Raw genomic sequence first — 20490 nt, 5'->3', positions numbered from 1 at the left:
ACGCCTCACCCACCACCCGCAGATCACCCGCGTCCTCGAGCATCTCCCGGATACCACGCCGAACGATCTCGTGATCATCCAGGAGGAACACCCGCGGACCATTCATGATCCACACGATACCGCGCCGGCCGGAACGGGACGGACACCCTGGCGAAGCCGCCGTGACGGTAGCCCTGCTCGGGCGACTGGGCTCCTAGGCGAACGCCGGTAGTACCTCGTGCTCAAACAGCCGCAGGCTCGACCAGGCCAGCTCGACCGGAATCCCCCCGCAGAACGGATGAAAGTGGGCGAAAGGCGCCGGCGTGGCCTTCAGCTCCTCGACGTACTGATCAGGCGTCAGCACGCGGAACCGGCCGGCCGACCGCAACGCGTCGGCGTCCGACAGCACGCGGTAGGGAGTCGCGATGTCGTCCTGGGCCTGCCAGGCGCCGTACGCGTTCGTGTGGTGCAGGAAGAAGGGCGCCAACTGCCGCCAGCCCTCTTCGGGGTCCTTCGCGAGTGCCACGGTCCCGGTCGCGCCCGTCGAACCGGGTCCCGGGTCCGGACGCCCGAGCCGCTGGACCTCGTCACGGTAGAACTCCCAGACCCGCGGGTCCGTGGGGACGAAACCGTCGGCGATCCGTGCCGCCCGCCGCGCCGCGCCCTCGCTGCTGCCCCCGAGCGAGATCGAGGGGCCGCCGGGGCGGAAGGGCGCGGGCGTGAGGTGCACGCGGCGTCCGCGGTACTCGAAGGGCTGGCCGGTGAAGGCCGCCTTGAGTGTCGAGACCACCTCGGTGACCCGGCGGGGACGTTCCTTCATCGGCACGTCGAAGAGCGCGAACTCCTCGCGCACGTAGCCGGCGGCCACGATGAGGTCGACCCGTCCTCTGCTCAGGTTGTCGAGCACGATCAGGTCCTCGGCCAGCCGCAGCGGGTCGTGGAACGACGCGATGAGTGCCGTGATGCTGAAGCGGACGTCCGTCGTGCGTGCCGCCATCGCGGCGAGCATCGGGACAGGGCTCGGTAGGTAGCCGTCCGCCGATCCGTGGTGCTCCGCGACGGTGATGGTGGTGCAGCCCAGCCGGTCCGCCCACTGCGCCATGTCGAGGGCGGCGGCGTAGCGGTCCGCCGTCGAGGTCTGGGCGAACTCCGGGTTGCGGAAGTCGAAGTGCAGGCCGAAGCGCATGCCGGCATGCTAGGAGGTCGCGGCCGGCGGGACCATAGTTTGACTTGGTTTAATTACCGCGGCGCGGCACCCGGCCGCGCCGCGGGTCGGCCTCGTCAGCCGGCACGTCAGCCGGCGCGCTTCGCCGCGTCTGCTGCCACCGGCCCGGCGTCCGCCTCCGGCCCGGCGTCCGCCACCGGTGTGTGGACCGCGATCGGTGCGCGTTGCCGAGGTACGTCGGCGCCGTGGGCGCACCCGCGGCAGCCGGCGGTCGAGCCATCGGGGTAGCCACCAGTTCGCGCGCCCGAGCAGGGCCATGGCCGCCGGGACGAGCACCATGCGCACGACCGTCGCGTCGAGCACGATCGCCACCGCCAGCCCCAGCCCCAGCATCTTGACCAGCGGCGACGGGTCCACGACGAAACCGAGGAACACCACCGTCATGATCAGCGCCGCCGACGTGATCACGCGGCCGGTGCCCGCCATCCCGCGTGCCACCGCCTCGGCGTTGTCGCCGGTGGCGTCGTACTCCTCCCGGATGCGCGAGAGCAGGAAGACCTCGTAGTCGATGGACAGCCCGAACAGCACCGCGAAGAAGATCGTCGGCATCGGCGACGCGATCAGGTAGGTCTCGTGCAGGCCGAAGAGGCTCCCGAGCCACCCCCACTGGAACACGGCGACGAGGACGCCGTAGGAGCCGCCGATCGACAGCAGGTTCAGGACGGCGGCCTTCAACGGCAGCACCAACGACCGGAACACCACCATGAGCAGCAGGAACGACGCGATGAGGATCGCCGCGATGAAGATCGGCAGGGTGTCGGCGAGCTGGGTGGTCAGGTCGTCGGTCATGGCGGTCAGGCCGGACACGGCGACGTTGTCGGGGACGAGGCCACGGACGCGGGCGAGGGTCGCGGACGTCGCCGCGTCGGCGGGCTCCGTCGTCGGCAGCGCGCGCAGGACGGCCGTGTCCCCCGCGGCCGACACCCACGGCTCGTCGACGGTGACGATTCCCGGGTCGGCGGCGACCTGGGCGGCGAGCGCGGGCAGGTCGGCGAGCCGCGCGCCCGGCTCGCGCAGGTCGGCGACGAGCAGCAGCGGGCCGTTGACGCCCGGGCCGAAGCCCTCGGCCAGCAGGTCGTAGGCACGCCGGTGGGAGGTGCTGGTCGCGTCGTCGCCCGCGTCCGGGAAGCCGGTCTGCATCGACAGTGCCGGCGCGGCCAGCGCGAGCAGCAGGGCCACCGCGCCGAGCAGGTACGGCAGCGGCCGGCGGGAGACGCGGTGCGCGAAGCGCCACCAGACGGTGTCCTCGGCGCGCCGGGCCGCGCCCCGGGCGCGCCGGCCGCGGCGTGCCAGCCGGCCGGCGTCGATGCGGTCGCCGAGCAGCGTGAGCAGCGCCGGCAGCAGGGTCAGGGCGCTGGCCACGGCGAACAGGACCACAAGCGACGTGCTGAGCCCGATCGACGTGAGAAACCCGAGGCCGGTCAGTGTCAGCGCGGCCATCGCGACGACGACGGTGCCGCCGGCGAGCAGCACGGCCATGCCCGACGACGCCATCGCGTTCGACAGGGCGGCGCGGTTGTCCTGGCCGCGACCGCGGTTCTCCCGGTACCGGGCGACGACGAACAGGGCGTAGTCGATCCCGACGCCCAGGCCGATCATCGCGCCGATCGTCGGCGCCGCCCCGGAGACGTCCAGAAGGTTCGCCAGCAGCGCCACGCCGCCGAGGCCCGCGGCGACGGTCACCAGGGCCAGCGCGATCGGGACCAGCGCGGCCACGACCGTGCCGAACGCGGCGACCAGCACGACCAGCGCGACCAGCAGGCCGATCGCCTCGGTGCTGGACGTCCCAGACTCGGCGTTGATGAACGCGGCGTCTCCGCCGAGCTCCGTCACGACGCCGGCGTCCCGCGCCGGCGCCATCGCCGCGGTGACCGCCGTCAGCGTTGACGGGTCGACCGCCTGCGCCGGCAGGTCAAAGGTGATCTCGGCGAAGGCGATCCGCCGGTCGGGGGAGACCGCGCCCACGGCGAAGGGATCGGTCACGGCCGCGACGTGCTCGACCTGCCCGACGCGGGTGACCGCGGCGGCGACGGCCGGCCGCCCGGCGTCGAGGCGCTGGCCCGCGGGCACGGCGAACACCGCCAGGGCGCTGCCACCGGCCGCGGCGGGGAAGCGTTCCTCGAGCAGCTCCTGTGCCTGCTCGCTCTGGCTGCCGGGCGCGACCAGATCGTCGACGAAGGAGCCGCCGACCGTGCCCGCCAGGGCCAGCAACAGGGCGGCGACGAGCATCCAGGCGGCGATCGTGAGCCTGGGTCTGGACGCGCTCGCGTCTCCGATGCGGCGCGTGAGCTGCTTCATGGCTGCGTTCTCCTGAACGTGCGTACGAATGCGAACCGTGGCCTGACTGTGCTCGCCGCGACCAGGTGTCGTCTTCCGCCGGCGGAGGGTCTGGGCGGTCCGCCGCGGGGCGGTTGCGCGGGCCCGAATCCGGGGTCGCTCTCCGCCTCGCGGGGGAGAGGGGAATAGGCCCGAAGACGGGCGACCGCGCATTCCCGCTCGCATACCGTGGGCCGGTGCTCGCCTGCGAATGCGCGGCAGACCGCCGTGCCGGTCACTGAGAAGCGATGACGAACCAGCCGCCCTCGTGGGGGCCGCCCGTGGCCGCGCCGAGAAGGTTTCGGGGCCCCTTCGCCCGCTGGCCGCGGACCGCGGACATCGCGCTCGCGCTCCTCGCCTACTTCATGACGGTGTTCGTCGTGGACGGCCCGGGCGACAGCAGCTCGCTGCGGTCCGTCGCCGACGTGCCGGTGCTCGTCCTGGTCGTCGTCACCGCGGTCGTCCCGGCGCTGTACTGGCGCCGGCGCGTGCCGCTGGTCGCGCTGTGCGTCTCCCTGGCCGGCTGGTGCGTGCTGCTCGCCGGCCACGACGCGACGCTCGGCTGGCCGACGATCTTCTCCCTCTACGCGATGGGCCGCTACGCCGAGCCGGACTGGCACGGTCCGGCGGGCGTCACCGCGGGTGTCGTCCTGTCCACCGTCGACGGCCTCGACGACCCGGGCCCGTGGTGGCAGGTGCCCGTGCTCGCCACCGTCGTCATGGGCGGCGCCTGGTACGTGGGGCGCCGGCTGCGGCTGCGGCGGGAGCGCCTGGCCCGCCAGGCCAGGGACGAGGTCGACCAGGCCCGCCGGATCGTCGCCGAGGAGCGCACCCGCATCGCCCGGGAGCTGCATGACGTCGTCGCCCACCGGGTCAGCCTCATGACGATCCAGGCGAGCGGGGCCCGGGCGATCGCCACCGAGGACCTGCCGGCCGCGCTGCGGGCGATGAGCGCCGTGGAGGAGGCAGGGCGCCAGGCGCTGGACGAGCTTCGCCATCTGCTCGGTGTGCTGCGGCCGGAGTCCGACCTGGATGACCTGCGGCCGCAGCCGAGCCTCGCGGACCTGCCTCGGCTCATCGAGCAGGTCCGCGAGGCCGGCGCCGACGTGACGCTGGCGTCCGACGGCCTGCCGGTCGACCTGCCGGTCCGTACCGACCTCTTCGCATACCGCATCATCCAGGAGGCGCTGACCAACGTGCTCAAGCACGCCGGTCCCGGTGCCCCGGCCCAAGTCCGCCTGTGCGCGGAGCGGAACGGGATCGCCATCGAGATCCACGACGAGGGGCGCGGCACCGCTGGCGCGGCCACGGGCCAGGCCGCGCCGCCCGGTCCGGGAGGTCACGGCATCATCGGGATGCGGGAGCGGGCGCTGCTGCTGGGCGGGAGCCTCGAGGCGGGGCCGCGTGCGGACGGGGGGTTCCGAGTGGTGGCTCATCTGCCGATCGAAGGAGAGCCCGCGTGAGCATCCGCGTCCTCATCGTCGACGACCAGGCACTGGTCCGCGGGGGCCTGGCCATGGTCCTGCGGGTACACCACGACATCGACGTCGTGGCCGAGGCCGGAACCGGACTCGAGGCGATCGAGGCGACCCGCCGGTCTCGCCCCGACGTGATTCTCATGGACATCCGGATGCCGGAGATGGATGGCCTTGAGGCGACGTCGAGGATTCTGGCCGAGGCCGACTGGGATGTTCGGGTGCTCATCCTGACCACGTTCGACCCGGACGAATACGTCTACGAGGCACTACGTGCCGGCGCGAGCGGCTTCGTGCTCAAGGACATCCCCGCCGACCAGCTCGCCGGCGCCGTGCGCACCGTGGCCGACGGCGGCGCGCTGCTGGCGCCGTCGATCACCCGGCGCCTCATCGGGCGGTTCACCGAGCGCCGGACCGTCGGTCCCGCCGTCTCGCGCCGGGTGGAACGCCTGACCGACCGGGAACGCGACGTGGTGGTCGCCGTCGCGCGAGGGTCCAGCAACTCGGAGATCGCCAGGGAGCTGTTCATCGGACCGGCCACCGTCAAGTCGCACATGTCGAGCGTTCTCACCAAGCTCGGCCTCCGTGACCGTGCCCAGGTAGTGGTCTTCGCCTACGAGAGCGGACTCGTCGAGGCCGGCGACCATGACATCGGCAACTGAGGCAAGTCCACCATCGACGACCAGCGCCGGTGCTCGCCGGGAGCACGGACCTGGACGAGAGCGCCTACTCGCGGCTGACGGGCATCGAACCGGGGGACGTGGACCTGCTCATCACCCACGACGGCCCGTACGGAATGTCGCGCGACCTCTGACGGCCTTCGGCCCGTTCCACGGCGAAGGCCGAGAACGTCCGGCATGACGTCGGCGGCGTGGCGGGCCGGGCCCTGATAGGAATTGCCGGCCCGTCACTGCGGCTTCATGTCTGCAGAGGCATCAGCTCTCTTGCGAAGGCATCGACAAAGAGTCCGGCGGAAGCCGGCGGAACGGCCGGATACACGACGAACTTACTGATTCCGACCTTCACGAAATCCTCAATCGCGTCCCGGGCGGCGTCCCATCCGACCGGCATGAGTTCGGCTGGATCGACGTCCGGTCGATAGGCGCGCAGCGCCTCGACCTGACTGGGTGCGAGCCCGTCCAGAGACATCTGCAGCATAAGGCCGAAATGTTCTGGATCGATTCGTCGGCCGGCTAGGTCGGCCTCTTCATTGATGATCTCGATACCGGCGGCGGCTTCTTCGGGTGTGATCATTCCGCCAAGCCAGCCGTCGCCTAGACGTGCTATCCGGCGCAGCGCCGCGGGTGAGGCGCCGCCAAGCCAGATGTCGAGCGGGCTGGCGGGGAGCTCGCCGAGCCCGAACTCGCGGACGGTGAAGAACTCTCCCTGGAAAGTGACGTTCGGTTCGGAAAGCAGCCGCCGTAGAAGCAACAGGGCCTCATCGAACACGGCGCCGCGGAGCCCCGCCGGGACGGGGAAAGCGTCCCACTCGGAGCGACGGTACGGACGGACACCGACCACCGGCAGGACCCGGCGCGGCGCGAGGGATGAGAGGGACGCCAGCTGCTTGGCGAACAGGACCGGATTGCGGCCGGGTAACACGGCCAACCCCGCTCCGACCTTGAGTCGATCGGTGCGCGCCAATGCGTATGCCATTCCCGTCATCGGCTCGATGGACGGGGTCGTCAGCTGTTCGGAGAACCACAGGGAGTCGACAGCACAGCTTGCCACCTTATCCACCAGGGACGGTAGCTGGGGACCACGGACCGATGCGAAGCTGAGACCTATCCGGACCTTCACCGTTCCACTGTGAACGCTCTCGGCCGTCGRGATCAATGGTTTCCACCAGGCGACCTTCGATGCTTCGCACTCGGTTCTCCGACGGCATGGCCTCGCCGCTCAGCCTCCGACCTGCGGCCGGCGGGCCGAAGCGATGTTGTCACGCAGCACGGCGAGCAGCGGATGATCTTTATCGAGCACCCTGGTCCCTTGTTCCAGAGACTTCTCGTATATCTCCATGGCTTCCGTCGGGCGGCCGGCGAGCTCGTACGCCCTACCGACGTTGCTATGTGAGGCGATCGTGTCGGGATGATCGTTTCCCAGAATCCGTCGCCGGCCGGYCAGCGTCGCCTCGAAGAGGGGGATCGCGCTGTCCAGCCGTCCGGCGGTCTGATGGACGTGGGCGAGGTTGTTCTGCGAGATCAACGTCTCAAGATGGTCCTCGCCCAGCACCCGACTATGCGCCGCCAGGGTCGCCCCGAAGATCCGGGTCGCCTCATCCAGGTGGCCCGCGGCCTGGTGGGCGGAGGCAAGGTTGTTCGACGAGCGCAATGTCTCCGGATGGTCCTCGCCGAGCACTCGCCGGCGGTCCCTCAGCACCGCGTCGAACAGCGGGAGCGACTCATCGAGGCGGCCCGCGACCTGATAGACGTGGGCGAGGTTGTTCCGCCAGCGCAGCGAGTCCGGGTGGTCCGCGCCGAGCGTCCGTTCCGCGTCGGTCAAAGTGGACTCGTAAAGTTCGATCGCCTCGTCCAGCCGGCCGATCCACGTGTATCCGTACGCCAGGCTGTTTCTCGTCGAAAGGGACACGGGGTCGTCGACGCCGAGGATCCGCTCCGCCTGAGCCAACGTGCGCTCGTAGATCCGGACCGCTTCGTGAACTCGCCTCGACTGCTGGTAGACGATCCCGACGTGGTGCCGGGAGTCGATGGTGTCGCGGTGATCGGTGCCCAGGACCCGTGACCGGTCGGCGAGGTTCGCCTCGAACAGGCTGATGGCGTCGTCGAGCCGCCCCGACCGCCGGTACGCGTCCGCGAGGTGGTGCCGGGAGGCGAGAGTGTCGGGATGGTCGGGGCCGAGAAACGTCTCACGATCGTCCGCGGCCCGTCGCAACAGGGGAACAGCGGTCGGAACCTGGCCGTGCTCCATAAGGTAGGCCGCCGCCTGGACGCGGCACCACGAGACGTCAGCCGCGAGATGTTCCGGGGTCTCGCCGAGGTAGCCAAGCGTGGCCACGAGATGCGGCAGAATCCGCCGAGCTGGCGGCCACGAGGGCGGGTTCCGCACGAGATCCACCGGCATCGCGTCGCGGAACAGGCCGACGAGCGTCTCCAGAAGCCGTGCCCGTAGCCCGTTGGTCATGGCCAGTCGCGTCACGGCGCCGATCAGCCGGTGCACGGCGATCGAGCCGCCCTCCCGCCGAGCCAGGCTGTATCCGACGAGTGCGCCGACCGTGTCGGCCCACGCCACCGGGTCCTCGGCCACGTCCGCCAAGGGCGAGCCGCCGAGGCGTCCGCGAGAAGGAGAGAAAAGATCGAGAGGGATCGGCGCGGCGTCGCACAGCGCGGCCAGTTCGAGGAGTTCCACCGACGCGGGATTCTCCTTGCGCAGACGGTCCACCGATATTTCCCACAGGCCCGCGACCCGCCCTTTCGCGATCATCCGGTTAAAATATTTCTCCAGGAGCTTGAGGTACTCGGCCGGAGGTGTTCTGGTCGTGGTCAGGTATCCAGCCGCCTGTTCGACCGCCAGCGGCAGGTCACCAAGCAGCGCCACGATCCGCTCGGCCAGATCCGGCTCGATGTCGCGGACGCGCAGTGCCAGCAGCCGAGCGGCGTCCGATCGGGCCAGCGTCGGAACCGTCAGCGCGACGCCGAGTGCGTCCATTCCGGTTCTGCGCGAGGTCAGCAGGACCTGACCGCCTCCGGATGGGCGAAACCTCGCGACCGCGTCGAGGTCCTCGACGTTGTCGAAGATCACCAGCCACGACTGGCGGCGGGACAGCACCGACCAGACGGACGCGGCGTCGGAGTCCGGCGTGAGACCGAGCGGTGCAGCCAGCGCGGAGATGTTGGTGGCGACCGCGTCGGCCTGGTCGGCGGCGACCCACCACACGACCTCGAACTCGGACTGGTACCGGTAGGCGTACCTGATGGCTAGCGCCGTCTTGCCGACGCCGCCCATCCCCTCGAGGGCCACCAGCGCGACCAGATTCGACGCACGCAGCGACTCGTGGACGGCGGCGAGCAGTGAGTCCCGCCCGACGAGCCGGACCGGGCACGGCGGCACGTTCCACACCAGGGGCCAGTCGCGCGGCCCGTTCTTGCCCGAGCGGGCACAGAACACGGAGTTGTCCGGGAAGTCGCTGCACGCGGCCGCCAGCAGGCGGGTCGGGCCGTCGGCCAGGATCCCGTTGGCGAACAGCTCGGAGACCGCGGACCAGAACTGCCAGCCACTAGTTGCAGACCACGCCGGGTGCAGCCCCGGCGAGAGGCCCGCCTTGGTGAGCAGGAGGCAGGCTGACTCCCGATCCGGGAACGCGTCGGCCAGCGCTTTGATCTGGTCGTCGCACAGCCGGTCGAGGTCGGTCATGGCAGGCGTCAGACCGGCGGGCTGGTGATGGCCGCGTCGACCGGCCATGACCGCGCGTCGAGCTCGGACTGAAGCTGTTCCGTGATGGACCGTAGTGCCGCGAAGTAGCTCGGCCAGGGCGCACGGCGCGCGCGGGCGAAGAACCAGGAGACCACCTCGCGCGTGTCGAGTTCGGTCTCGAGCCGGTGCTCGACGACACTGATCCGGACGGGTTCGCTCCGATGCACCTGGTTCACTGCCCGGCTCAGGTCGCTCAGCAACGCGACGATAGCCTGTCGCTCGGCACCGTCGCGTGGATAGAGGCCGATATGGCGCTCGACCGGCGCCAGGACCGTCTCAGGGTAGCTGTGACCTTCGCAGCTCGTGTACGTGATGTAACCCAGCCGCTCGGCGAGGATTACCACCAGCGGCCGGATACCCGGTTCGAGCGCGGCACGGAACTTCGGGTGCCACCGCGACAGCGCGTGCCCGCGATAGTTTCCCAGCTCGCCGGTCTCGCTTATGTTGCCGAACCGGCTTTCCTGGAGCGAGACCGCCTCCAGGTTGCGTGGATGCCCGGGCTCCTCCCAGCTGGCCAGAAAGTCCTGAAATCCCGCCATCCGGTTCGTGTTGAAGAGCGCGCGGCCTCCGCGGCGCCATCTGGCGGTGTGCATCAGTGCTCCGCGAGTACCACTCGGACGTCGGCCGCGTGCTCTTCGAAATGAGCGCGGACGACACCATAGGTCGATTCGACGGTTTCCCGGCCACGGAAGTTCTGGACTCCTCTGTTTCCCCATTCTTCAGCCTGCACGGTCGACAGGATCGAGGCGAGTCGGTGGTGTCCGCGGTCGAACTTTCGGCGGATTGAAGCGCCGTCGGCCCGACGTGCCCCCCACACGGTCATGACGTTGTTTATCCGGTTTCCCACCGTGACTGGGGGTGTGAAACTGAGGCTCCTGCGTGCTCCGCCCAAGCCAGACGCGAACAGCTCCTGACCCATGGCCAGGTGGTACATGATCTGACGAACGGTCCATTCCGAGCCGGGTGGCCGACGCTCCCAGTCCTTCTCTCGGATCGTCGCGACGAGTTCGTGGAAGTCCGCCCGCACGGAGTTCAGCTCAGCCATGAGCCGCGCCTGGGTCTCGCCGCTCGGCGTCGGTTGCGCGGCTTGGTCAGGGAACACGTTCTGCTCCTTATGGTCATGTGCGTCCGGTGAGGGCGCTCCTCTTCTGGATGACGAGTCCTTCGACGACCAGCGCGTCCAGCGCGCTGGACGCGAAGCTGCGGATCGCGTCGCCGACGTTGTTCACAATCGACTCGCCGGACAGGTTGAAGGACGTGTTGAGGAGTGCCCCACGCCCGGTGCGCTCCTCGACGGCCTCCAACAGATGGTGGAAACGGGGATTCATCCGGTGCGACACGACCTGTGCCCGCGTGGTGCCGTCGACATGAACCGCCGCGGGTATCGCTTCCCGGGCGACGTCGGTCGTGGGGAGTGCAAGCAGCATGTAGGGCGAGTTCGTACGTCCGATGAGCTCGGGCGCGCCGCGGTCGAGAATCGCCGGAGCGAGCGGACGCCAACTCTCCCGGCCCTTGAGGGCGTTCACTCGGTCTCGCATGCCAATACTGGCAGGCAAGGCGAGAATTGATCGATTACCCAACGCGCGCGGGCCGATCTCACCGCGGCCCTGCATCCAACCTATCACCTGGCCTTGGGCCAGCAAGTCGGCGGTATAGGCGAAGGGGTCGGGCGGCTCGGTGAATGGCAGACGCAGTTCACGCAGCCGGTCCGCGACCAGAGTCTGGTCGACGGCCGGTCCGTGATATGGGTGTTCCAGCGGCTCGACATCGGTTCCGGCGGCCGCGGTCAGCCACATGGCCGCGCCGAGCGCGCCGCCGCCATCGTGCGCCGCGGGCACCACGTAAAGATCGTCAACGAGGCCGCTGAGCGCGATCGCGCCGTTGGCGCTGCAGTTGAGGCCAACCCCTCCGGCGATGACCAGACGCCGCGTGTCGTAGCGGGTGGTCGCGACGCGGGCGAGGTGCAGCATCACGAAGGTCAGGCGTGTCTGCGCACTGGCCGCGATATCGGCCTGATGCGGTGAGAACGCTGGCTGCCGGCGGGGGAGCCCTGCTCCGACGTCCCAGAAGTGGCGAGGTGGTCTGGGCGGCCCGAAACGGTCCTCCAGCCAGCGGAACCAGTGCGATGTCAGGGTCGAGAAACGCTCACCGGCGTCCAGGCCATCGACATTGGGCAGGTCCACCCGGTAGCCGTCCGGCTCCACCTGGATGGGTTCGACCGGATCGTTCGCCCTGCCGTATGCCGCGAGCCCCATTGTCTTCCCCTCGGCGTGGCCGCCGAGACCCAAATAGCTCGTGACACAGGTGTAGAACTGGCCAAGCGAGTGGCCTATCCCGAAACGTTGGTCAAGCCGCAGAGAACCTCCATGCCCGTAGCCGATGCTGGTCGAGACGTCCTCGCCGTTGCCGTCGACGACGACGACGGCGGCTTCGGGAAGCCCTGAACCGTAGTAGGTCGAGGCGGCGTGCGCGAGGTGGTGGTCGACGTACTCGACGGGAGGTCTCGGCTCGCCACGCCACATCTCGTGGCCGAGATATCGGTCGACGAAATGCTTAAGGTACCGGGCTGACGGATCCCGTGCCGGGTCCCACGAGGCGGCGACGTGATCCAGGTCGCCCAGCCGCACGCCTGCCTCAGCCAGGCAGAACATGGTCGACAGCAGCGGGAGCGTGCCCGGAGCGTGCGGCGTACGAACTCCGCGTTCCTCCTCCATCATCGCGATCAGCCTGCCGTCCCGTAGCAGGCAGGCGGCCGCGTCGTGGCCGAACACCCCGCTGATTCCTAGGACCAGCATGTCAGGCCTTTTCCCGTGTCCTGGCGCTCGGTGCGCGTCACGTCGACGAACCCAGCCGACACCAGGGCTGTCAGTCCGCGCAGGACCGCCGGCTCGACCTCCCGCTCGTCCATCCCGAACCTGCTGGCCACCACGCCGATGAGGACGGCCACCCGATCCGAATCCAGAGACTCGAGCGCTCCCGCGAGGAGGGCGTCAACCTGGACGAAGCCGTCGCGACCGGCCTGACTGACGAGCAGGCAGGCTCGCGACCGGGCCTCGACCTCTCCTCGTGCGATGCCCGCCACGTCCCAGGAGGCTCCAAGCCAGGCAGCGGGGTGGCGCCAGGACAGTCGATCGTCCCGTTCGAGGACGCTGGTGCCTGCGCTGGTGTCGGTGTCGGCGCGTGGCTCGGCCCGCGGGGTCCGGGCCCGCCAGGAGCCGGCGCCATGCCGCTCGCGGAACAGGGAGACGTGCGCCACGTGCGCCAGGGGCATCTCCAGCGTCTCGTCCAGCCGGGACTTCGAGGCGACGTATGCCCGACCTCGTTCTTCGGATGGACGGTCCGAACGGTGCTCGAAGCTGTGCCGGAATATCTCGCCTTGCCCGTCGTGGACGGTGACGCCGAAGTCGGCGGAGCGCTCGAACACCGGGGTGCCGTCGAACAGGACGAAGTCGGTGTAGGTCACCGCGTCGATCGCAGCGGAATGTTGTTCGAGAAAACGGGCCGTGGCCTGCGCCTCGGTCGACGTCTCGGTGGGGAAGCCGTGTATCACGAGTGCATGTACGCCGATTCCCGCCCGGGCGCAGTCCGCGATGACGCGTTCGACGGTGTCCAGTCTGGTTCCCTTGTCCATCAGGTCGAGCACACGCTGGCTCGCGCTTTCGAGGCCGAACCAGATCTGTACGCAGCCGGCCCTGGCCATAAGGTCGAGAAGCTCGCGTGTGAAGGCCGGCTCGAACCGGGCTCGGCAGAGCCACCGAAACCGCTCGCCGCGCCGCAGGATCTCCGTGCTCAGGCTCCGCGCGTGTGCTGGCGAAAACAGCATGTCCCGGAAGTGGAACCAGCGCGCTCCGTGCCTCCTCCGGAGTTCCTGAAGATCATCGACGACGCGCGCCGTCGCGCGGCCGCGGAAGCTCAGGTGGTTCGTGGTGATCGCGCAGAAGGTGCACTTGCCCCAATAACAGCCACGGGAGGTGAGAAGGGAGATGACCGGCTCGGGGAAGAGATACCGATTCAGCTCGAGGTCCCGGTAGTCGGGGGTCGGGAGGCTGTCGAGGTCGGTGACATCGAATCTGGTGGGAGCGGCCAGGTGCTCGTCGCGGTATGTGGCGACATTGGCTGGTCTCTCGTCGATGTCGCGTCGTGACCGTGCGAGCCGCGTCACCTGGTCGAGCGCGGCCTCCGAGTCGTGGTAGATGACGCTGTCGACCAGCTCGAACAACCGAGGATAGTCCGGGTGTCGCTCGTGCCTGAGATAGCGTGCAAAAGTGACCTGGTCCTCCAGGTTTCCCAGGACCGTGACGTGACCGTCGAAGCCGGCGGAGCGCAGCGCGACCAGGAGCGTGACCAGCGGGATCATCTGGTCCGGGTGGACGTACACCATCGCGATGCACGTGGGCCGGCACGAAACGATCTCGGGCAGCGYGGCGGAGGCGACATAGTCGACGTAGGGATTGGTGCCCGCGTCGGTAGCGGCCGCGATGCACTCGTCGAGCGAGGTCTGGTCGTGAGCCGGGCGGAAACGCTGAAGCCCGATCTCGGTGGGAGCGTGCGCGAGCGAGATCAGGTCCCATGCCCGGTTCATCGTCCGGACAGCGCGGCGATGCCTGGCGATGTCGTAGAAGGCGTCCGAGCGTATGCAGTCCAACGCGTCGGCTATACCGGAGAGAGTGTGCTCGCCGGACGCCAGCGCGTCGGCGAGAGCAAGCACACGCCGTCGCTGAGGCRCCGCCAGGTTTGGCCTCGCTCCYAGGTCCGCCCACTCGAGCAGGAGCCGTTCCCGCGTTCTTCTCAGGTACGGAACTGACAGGAAGTAGAGGGTTGAGCCGAGGTTGAGATCGTACGCCCGGGTCCGCAGGCCCCGCGCCCGCATCGACGCGGTCAGGCTCGCCAGCTCGTGTGGCGCATGGGGGTAGTACCAGTGCGGAGGGAAGATGACGGCCAGGTCCGCGGCATCGTGTGCCGGCGGCCTGCATGTCGCTGCCTCAGGTGTCACCAGAAATGCTCCGTTTCCGAGCGTGTCTGGTCGGCGACGTTCGGCCGAGATTCGGACGGAAGGGCGGACTGACGCCTCGCGACACCACGACGGTCCTGGTCAGCCAGCGAAGTCGACCACGAACGGTACCTCCGGGCCGTAACGGTCGCTGACGGCTTGGTAGGTGCTGATCACAGAACTGCCCTGGTAGATCCGCACGACATCCCCCTCGATCTCGACACCGTCACCCGAGCTCAGGTCCGCCCCCAGGCGCTTGTTAGGACGATTGCTGGGAACGGCGCGCGCTGCACTGTAGTTGACGCGACCCGCAGGGGTGACCGTGCCGTCGAGCCGGAAGGCGTCCCACTCGGACAGAACGACATACGGACGACGTAGCTGTTCGTCGACATAGGCGGCGAGATCAGGGCACACCTCGATGACCGCGTCTCGCACCGCCCGTGCCCGTTCCAGGCTCGCGGGACAGTCGAAGGAACACGGCAGGTGCACGGAATAGCTTAGACCGCTGTGTTTGAGGAGGCTGTTGCAGAGGTAGGACGCCGATTTCGTGCGGCGGAACGCCTGGTAGAGATTGTTGTCGTGGTTCCAATCATTGTGTCGGGCGAAGAAGCGTCGGCAGCACTCGGGGTACCCCAGATGGTGCCCGAAGTGAAAATGGTCGATCCACGGCTTGTCGACGACGCGGCCGTCGATCGCCAACGGGTACCAGCCATGGGCCACGGCCGCGTCGAGCCCACGCTGGTCGCGGGCGAGGAACACGTGGGCTGCACCGGTCGGGGCATGCCAGGGCGGATATCCGCGCGCCCGCGTGGTGTTCAGCTGGCTGCCACCGATGATCTCGTCCGTCTCCGCCGGATCAGCGATGAACCCGAAATAAGCGTTCACCACGGCGAACAGGCCCAGTCTCCGGGCGAAGGCCATGAACGTGTCCAGATCGCGCGCGTCGACCCAGTCGTCCAGTACAGGCTTGGCGCCGGCCAGCAACGCGACGAAGGCAACAAGCTGACCGGGTCCCCGCCGCAGCGAGACATACTCGCGCAGGGGATCCGGAAGCGGAACGGGCGACAGGGCGTCGGGTGCCGAGGGAAGGCCGTTCATCGCGTCTCGCACCCGATCCAGCGCAGCAGGAGCAGGTACGTGGCCACGGACTCATTGCCGAGGGCGTCGTCGTCCGGGCTCCTTCGGACACCGAGCCCGGCAAGGGTCGAACGGTCCGTAACGTGCGCCGAGGTGAACGCGACGACGAGAGCCAGGTTGAACAACGCGGTGTCGGCCTCCTCCCGGAATCCGAGGTGGCGTAGCGCAAAGGCGAGGTCACGCCAGAGGTCGACGTTGTCCGGCGCGCCGTCCAGGCAGCGTGCGTACCGCTCTGCCGCATGCGCGTACCGTCGTTCGACGTAGGCGAGGTGTCCGGTGAGAAGCCAGATCACGCCGTCCTCACCGTCGGCTTCTCGCAGGCTGCTCGCCAGCCGGGCGAACTCGGCGGGTTCGACGACGCTCAGGCGGCCGAGCAGGTCGAGCGTCGGGTCACGGCGACCCGCGTGGTCGGCCAGCCGATTGGTCGGTATGACGGTAGGCAGACCAAGCAGCTGGCACGCCTCCAGGGCTACCTTGTCGGCTGACGTCATCGGTTGGGTGGGGGCGGGCAGGCCAGCCAGGACCAGCGAGTCCTGGAGAGCGGACGGACAGGCGCCGGAGCTTGGCCGACGCTTTCCGCCGGCATGCGCCCAGCGCTGGGCGAGCCGTCCCAGGCGGCTGTCTGTCTCGTGCCGCGGCTGATCGTGTCGTTCCAGCCACCGCGCTCTGTGCTCGAGCAGCTCGCCGCGGACCGCCCGCGCGACCTCGGGTGGCACAGTGATCTCGGGAAGATCGTCCAGACGCGTCAGCAGCTCGCCGAGAAGCGTCTTCCCGACCTCCGTGAGCTGGGCGTGCTCAAGAAGTTGGTCGACGCCGGTCCGTACCTGCTCCCGCCGACGGGCGAACTCCCGGACGGCGCGGTCCTGGCCGGCGGCGCTGGGGTCCACCGCGGCGCACGCCGCCCAGAAGACGACGACGCTGTAGAAGGAAAACACCGCATGAAGTAGACCGTGGAGAGGCCTCGCGTCGTCCCGCCAGGGTGAATAGCACCGGGAATGCTCAGCCTGACCGACAACAAGCGGGTCAATGTCGAGAAGAGCGTTGAGCTTGTTGTGGTAGTACTCGTGCAGCAAAGCCTCGGCAAGCTGGAAAGGTGCGCCGCTCCAAGACATCTGCACCATACCGAATGTTTCTGCCGTGGCGGCGCTGCGGTGGATGGTCGGCGACTGGCTCACCAGCGGTACCAGTACCTGGATGTACTCGCTCACCTCGGCCGCGCCGGCCGGGAGCACCCGATGCAGTAGCGCGACGGCGTCCCCTGCGGCCGACAGCCATCGGCGCGCTGCCTCGTCGGTCAGCCGCTCGAAGTCGTGCGAGGGAAAACCGGTGCGTAGGAGCGGATCGACGTCGTTGAGCTCTAGGCGCCCCGCCAGACGTTCTAACTCGCGAACACAGACCCCTGCGGGCCGCGGGCCGGCCATCGTGTCACGGGGTGATTCGACGGAGATGGCCGGGCCGTCGGGCAGCTCCACATCGAAGCGTCCACCCGGACTGACCGAGCAGGTGACCTTCGAGCCGGCGTACTCGCGGGGCGCCTCGACCACGATGCCCAGCCCCGGGAGGCATATTCGTCCGTCGTGGTCAAACGCCAGCGTCAGTCGGCCACCGCGATGACGCGCCGTCGCAGAAAGGGCGAACGATCCCAGTAGCCTTAGGTGCGACGCTACCTGCCCGTCAGGAAGATTCACATGGGATCGGCTGATGACGAACGTCTCCGCCAGATCGCACCAGCGGCCAAAGGATGGATAGCCGGCGGCCAGGCTGACCTGCTCGGCCGGGCATTCCTTCAGCATCTCGTAGGCGGCAAGGAAACCCGAGCGCTCGGCGAGCTCGGGTGCGTCGGATCTCAGGCGGCGAGCGACGAACGCGAGCTGCAGTATCCGTTTCCGGACCTGCGCCCGGTACAGGCCGTTCAGGAGGTCGGAGCTGGTGCCTGGACCGACGAAGTCCCGCACCGCGCCGGAACTCAGCACTAGCTGGTCTTTCATGCACCGATAATTTCGTGCCGCGGGTTCGCCGTTCTCAACACGCCGACATCGACTCGCATACGCCCGGCGATGTGGAGTATCAGCTTCAGCAGGTCGGCACAGTACACCGAGGGGTTCCGGAAACCGGACTCCGCTCGGAACCTGTGCGGATAGTAGCCTCCTCCGCAGACATCGCGGACCTCGCAGGCCAGGCAGGTGTGATGGAGTGCATCGACACCGACCTGGCGAGCGATCACGGACGGGTGACGCAGTGCGTCGTCGAACGAGTGGGTGAAGACGTTCATAGCCAGTGAAGGAGCCCCGTCGAAGACCGCCTTGAGCGAGTCGACGCCCTCAAGCTCGCCGCCCGTGTCGATCGTAATGAGTGTCACCGGGCTGAGGCCAATCGACTCGAATCCGGTCGTCCCGCCCAGGATGAGATGCATGATCTCCTGGAAGATTCTGATCTGTGTCGGAGGCTTCCTGCTCAGATACCAGTGGTCGAAAATCTGGATGAGCCAGTCAGCATATGGCGTCAGGGTGAGGTCCTCCTTGCCCGGCGGACGTCTGTCTGCGTCCCCCAGGCGAAAGAGGAAATCGATTCCGGGTGGGTTGAAGGACAGTAACTGGTTGTAGGTGGCAAGTGGGTCCTCTTCGATGTCTATGACGCACAGGATGGCGCCGAACACCTTCCGGTACTCCGGCTGCTCCAGCAGTCTMAGCGCGCGTTCTACATGGTTGTAGCTGGGCTGGCCGTTGCGGAACGGGCGATGGACATCGTTCGTGCGGCGCTCTCCGTCCAGGCTGATACCCAGCCGGATGTCCAGCTCCGCCAGCAGCTGGCACGTGGCCTCGTCCAGCAGCGTGCCGTTGGACTGCATCAGGAAAACGATCTCCGTGAGATCGCCCAGCGCCGCCTGCATGATGCTGACGAATCTGCGGATATAGTCCAGACCGGCCAGGAGCGGCTCGCCGCCGTGCAGCACGATGTTTATCTTCTCGAGATCGTGCGTCCGCACGTGGTCGCGAATGCGTTCCGCGAGGCGGTGGATTACCGGCTCGTCCATCAGTCTCGGCTTCTCCCGCCACGACTGGTCGGCGAGGTTGTACACGTAGCAGTAGTCGCAGTTCAGGTTGCAGCGAGTATGGATCTTGCAAAGGAACAGGCGGAACGGCTCTGGTCGCCAACCCGACGAGACGAGATCGTCGAAGTCTAGGTCCGACGGCCCGGGCCAGGAATGAGCACCGGATCCGCGGCTGACGAGAGGTAGCTGGACACGGTCCACTGGCGGGTCCTTCGCGAACGCGTCGAAGAATGAAGGAACGCGGTGCTGGCGAAGGGGCGGAGTCTTTCGAAAGGTTCGCCAGAGGATAGCGGCCGGCCCGAACCCCGACCAACCTTCGAGTTCCGCTACCAGGTACCCTGCGAGAAGGAGCTGTTGTGGGTGGTGCTGGTGTGGGCGCTGATGCCATCCGACTTCATGCCCGACTCGCGGGACAGCCGCCGAAGCGCCTGCAGAAGCGCCGAGTCGTCCGTCGCGTCCAGCTCGGCTAGAGCGACGTCGGAGATGTCGACGAGCGGCATTTTGTCCTGCGCCTGGCTGCTTCCCATCGCTGCTGGCCCCGTTCATGGAAATTACGACACCGAGTGTGATGAAGGGTAACTCGGTGGAGAATACCCGTCAAGCTGCCTCAGGGCGTTTCTTCGGACTGGGACTCATGGCCGCCGGTACTCCCTTAGCGGCGAATAGGCGCAGGTCAAGGCCCTTCTGGGACGAAGTGTTCGGGCGTCCGCGTGGTGCCCTACGCGTAGCGCATCGAAGGATCGACGGAAGGCTGCCGTCAACTCGGCTGACCGGCGTGCTCGGTCCCGCGCGGAATGGCCCCGGCGGATCGCCGGCCTGGAGCGGGCGACCCGCGCGACCCGTCGGTGCCGGCCTCTCGGTCCCTCTGGGGGTATTTGTACTAACTCGGCAGGTATAAGATGCTTCCGCGCGCTCGGGCCGCTGGCAGCGCCCGTGCGTAGCTCTTCTCAAGCTTCGTGTAGGGAGCGGCGGCGCCAAAGGACCATGCGACGTTGACCTGGGGATCGGTACTCAACGTCGGCGACTGCTTCAAGAAGATCCGCAGTCGTTCAGGCAGGGCGGGCAGGCTGCGACCGGCCTGCGGGTCGAGGTAGGGTACGTTAAGTCCGTAGAGCGACCAGCGGTGCATGCCTGGGCTGTTCCAGCTGAAGGTCATTCCCAGGCAGGCAGCAGCCGAAAGCGCGGCAAGCATCCGCGCCTGGTCGGGCACGTCCTCGGTCGCACCGCCGGTCTCGCCGACCAGCCGGCGTAGCCAGTCCGCGGTGGCGGTACCCGGCTCAACGACGGTGTAGACGTTCATTGTCTGATGCTGGAAGTCCGATGCGACGAAGAACGCTCGTGGCATCGCGTGACGCTCGAAGAATTCCGCGTGCGCCGGCACCGCCTCGGGGATCGTCTCCAACATGAACAGGTCTGAAATCGGCCGTAGCCCTGTGAACGTCCAGCACTTGGCCAGGCCATAGCCCGTGTCGAAATCCAGGCCCGCCCGCGCCGCGCCCGGGAGCCGCAGAAGGATCTCGCGCTGCAACATCCCGATCGGAGAGTCGCAGGACCGGAGCAGGCCGTGTCGACGCGCGGTGTCCAGCGGGTCCTGCTCACTACTGTGGAAGAAGCGGTAGTACAGCCCGTCTCCCGCCCTGCTGGTCGTCTTGAGCTGGACGACCGAGGAACCTATCTCCGAGTCGAAGGTCTCGATGGACCGGCGGACCTTCGACTCGTCAAATCGAGCGCCCACGGCTGTCGCCGCGTCGCGGAGGTCGAGGATGAAGCGGGCGGAATCGTGGGGGGCTCGATCGATGTCTTCGGCCACCAGTCCTCCAGCGAACCTGTCGGTGTGATGGCAAAGGTAGCCGTGATCGTCACCGTCTACCCGCCAATTCACCCG

16 protein-coding genes and 1 pseudogene are annotated in these 20490 nt (G+C 68.2%); 3 read left to right on the top strand and 14 right to left on the bottom strand.

What is annotated here, in order from left to right; all coding sequences use genetic code 11:
* From BCD49_RS45060 to BCD49_RS16430, 3 genes and pseudogenes are all read right to left on the bottom strand, one after another.
* Positions 1-106, bottom strand: a pseudogene (locus BCD49_RS45060) (DNA-binding response regulator); the annotation flags it as partial.
* An 87-nt stretch (positions 107-193) separates the two neighbouring features.
* On the bottom strand, positions 194-1165 hold the full coding sequence (locus tag BCD49_RS16435) for an LLM class flavin-dependent oxidoreductase (protein ID WP_007516457.1): 972 nt from the start codon (positions 1163-1165) through the stop codon (positions 194-196).
* Between the two features lie 9 nt (positions 1166-1174).
* Positions 1175-3502, bottom strand: coding sequence for an MMPL family transporter (locus BCD49_RS16430; RefSeq protein WP_007516455.1), 2328 nt, complete (start codon positions 3500-3502; stop codon positions 1175-1177).
* Between the two features lie 266 nt (positions 3503-3768).
* On the opposite strand from BCD49_RS16430, the gene BCD49_RS16425 reads away from it, so the two are divergent.
* From BCD49_RS16425 to BCD49_RS45865, 3 genes are read left to right on the top strand one after another with little or no spacing between them, the layout of a single operon-like run.
* Positions 3769-4983 (top strand): sensor histidine kinase, encoded by a 1215-nt coding sequence (locus BCD49_RS16425; RefSeq protein WP_007516453.1) that lies wholly within the window; start codon positions 3769-3771, stop codon positions 4981-4983.
* Complete coding sequence (locus BCD49_RS16420) at positions 4980-5657, top strand: response regulator (protein WP_007516451.1); 678 nt, start codon at positions 4980-4982, stop codon at positions 5655-5657. The genes BCD49_RS16425 and BCD49_RS16420 overlap by 4 nt, the downstream gene beginning before the upstream one ends.
* A gap of 29 nt (positions 5658-5686) precedes the next feature.
* On the top strand, positions 5687-5809 hold the full coding sequence (locus BCD49_RS45865) for a hypothetical protein (protein WP_007516450.1): 123 nt from the start codon (positions 5687-5689) through the stop codon (positions 5807-5809).
* Between the two features lie 104 nt (positions 5810-5913).
* On the opposite strand, the gene BCD49_RS16415 is transcribed toward BCD49_RS45865, so the two are convergent.
* The 11 genes from BCD49_RS16415 to BCD49_RS16365 all read right to left on the bottom strand — a co-directional run bounded on the left by BCD49_RS16415 (position 5914) and on the right by BCD49_RS16365 (position 20415).
* Positions 5914-6795 carry a TIGR03854 family LLM class F420-dependent oxidoreductase gene (locus BCD49_RS16415; RefSeq protein ID WP_027140669.1) on the bottom strand — a complete coding sequence of 294 codons (882 nt, stop codon included), beginning with the start codon at positions 6793-6795 and terminating at the stop codon, positions 5914-5916.
* A gap of 99 nt (positions 6796-6894) precedes the next feature.
* Positions 6895-9366 (bottom strand): tetratricopeptide repeat protein, encoded by a 2472-nt coding sequence (locus BCD49_RS16410; RefSeq protein WP_158072947.1) that lies wholly within the window; start codon positions 9364-9366, stop codon positions 6895-6897.
* 8 nt (positions 9367-9374) lie between these two features.
* On the bottom strand, positions 9375-10019 hold the full coding sequence (locus BCD49_RS16405) for a hypothetical protein (RefSeq protein ID WP_007516445.1): 645 nt from the start codon (positions 10017-10019) through the stop codon (positions 9375-9377).
* Positions 10019-10528, bottom strand: a complete 510-nt coding sequence (locus BCD49_RS40685; protein WP_007516443.1) for a maleylpyruvate isomerase N-terminal domain-containing protein — start codon at positions 10526-10528, stop codon at positions 10019-10021. The genes BCD49_RS16405 and BCD49_RS40685 overlap by 1 nt, the downstream gene beginning before the upstream one ends.
* 16 nt (positions 10529-10544) lie before the next feature.
* Positions 10545-12197 (bottom strand): carbamoyltransferase family protein, encoded by a 1653-nt coding sequence (locus BCD49_RS16395; protein WP_158072946.1) that lies wholly within the window; start codon positions 12195-12197, stop codon positions 10545-10547.
* Positions 12198-12208: 11 nt separating this feature from the next.
* Positions 12209-14419: a B12-binding domain-containing radical SAM protein gene (locus tag BCD49_RS16390; protein WP_083401490.1), complete on the bottom strand. Its 2211-nt coding sequence runs from the start codon at positions 14417-14419 to the stop codon at positions 12209-12211.
* Between the two features lie 99 nt (positions 14420-14518).
* Positions 14519-15514, bottom strand: coding sequence for a hypothetical protein (locus tag BCD49_RS16385; protein ID WP_007516437.1), 996 nt, complete (start codon positions 15512-15514; stop codon positions 14519-14521).
* Positions 15511-17541 (bottom strand): HEXXH motif domain-containing protein, encoded by a 2031-nt coding sequence (locus BCD49_RS16380; protein WP_007516435.1) that lies wholly within the window; start codon positions 17539-17541, stop codon positions 15511-15513. The genes BCD49_RS16385 and BCD49_RS16380 overlap by 4 nt, the downstream gene beginning before the upstream one ends.
* Entirely contained in the window at positions 17538-18806 is a 1269-nt protein-coding gene (locus BCD49_RS16375; protein ID WP_007516433.1) for an FxsB family cyclophane-forming radical SAM/SPASM peptide maturase, read from the bottom strand. Before BCD49_RS16375 ends, BCD49_RS16380 begins: the two co-directional genes overlap by 4 nt.
* Before the next feature lie 125 nt (positions 18807-18931).
* Positions 18932-19132 (bottom strand): FxSxx-COOH cyclophane-containing RiPP peptide, encoded by a 201-nt coding sequence (gene fxsA, locus BCD49_RS16370; protein WP_027140673.1) that lies wholly within the window; start codon positions 19130-19132, stop codon positions 18932-18934.
* Positions 19133-19485: 353 nt separating this feature from the next.
* Complete coding sequence (locus tag BCD49_RS16365) at positions 19486-20415, bottom strand: aromatic prenyltransferase (protein WP_007516428.1); 930 nt, start codon at positions 20413-20415, stop codon at positions 19486-19488.
* Between the last annotated feature and the right edge of the window lie 75 nt (positions 20416-20490).

The organism is Pseudofrankia sp. EUN1h (genome assembly GCF_001854645.1).
In the GTDB taxonomy this organism is placed as follows: domain Bacteria; phylum Actinomycetota; class Actinomycetes; order Frankiales; family Frankiaceae; genus Pseudofrankia; species Pseudofrankia saprophytica.
The sequence above is the reverse complement of the archived record's forward strand: the minus strand, read 5'-3'. Positions and strand labels throughout refer to the sequence as shown.

What these genes read in the sequence shown, in the direction of transcription:
- fxsA (WP_027140673.1), bottom strand. Translation starts at nt 19,132, where the DNA reads ATGGGAAGCAGCCAGGCGCAGGACAAAATGCCGCTCGTCGACATCTCC.
- BCD49_RS16430 (WP_007516455.1), bottom strand. Translation starts at nt 3,502, where the DNA reads ATGAAGCAGCTCACGCGCCGCATCGGAGACGCGAGCGCGTCCAGACCC.
- BCD49_RS16435 (WP_007516457.1), bottom strand. Translation starts at nt 1,165, where the DNA reads ATGCGCTTCGGCCTGCACTTCGACTTCCGCAACCCGGAGTTCGCCCAG.
- BCD49_RS16385 (WP_007516437.1), bottom strand. Translation starts at nt 15,514, where the DNA reads ATGAACGGCCTTCCCTCGGCACCCGACGCCCTGTCGCCCGTTCCGCTT.
- BCD49_RS16425 (WP_007516453.1), top strand. Translation starts at nt 3,769, where the DNA reads ATGACGAACCAGCCGCCCTCGTGGGGGCCGCCCGTGGCCGCGCCGAGA.
- BCD49_RS16405 (WP_007516445.1), bottom strand. Translation starts at nt 10,019, where the DNA reads ATGCACACCGCCAGATGGCGCCGCGGAGGCCGCGCGCTCTTCAACACG.
- BCD49_RS16380 (WP_007516435.1), bottom strand. Translation starts at nt 17,541, where the DNA reads ATGAAAGACCAGCTAGTGCTGAGTTCCGGCGCGGTGCGGGACTTCGTC.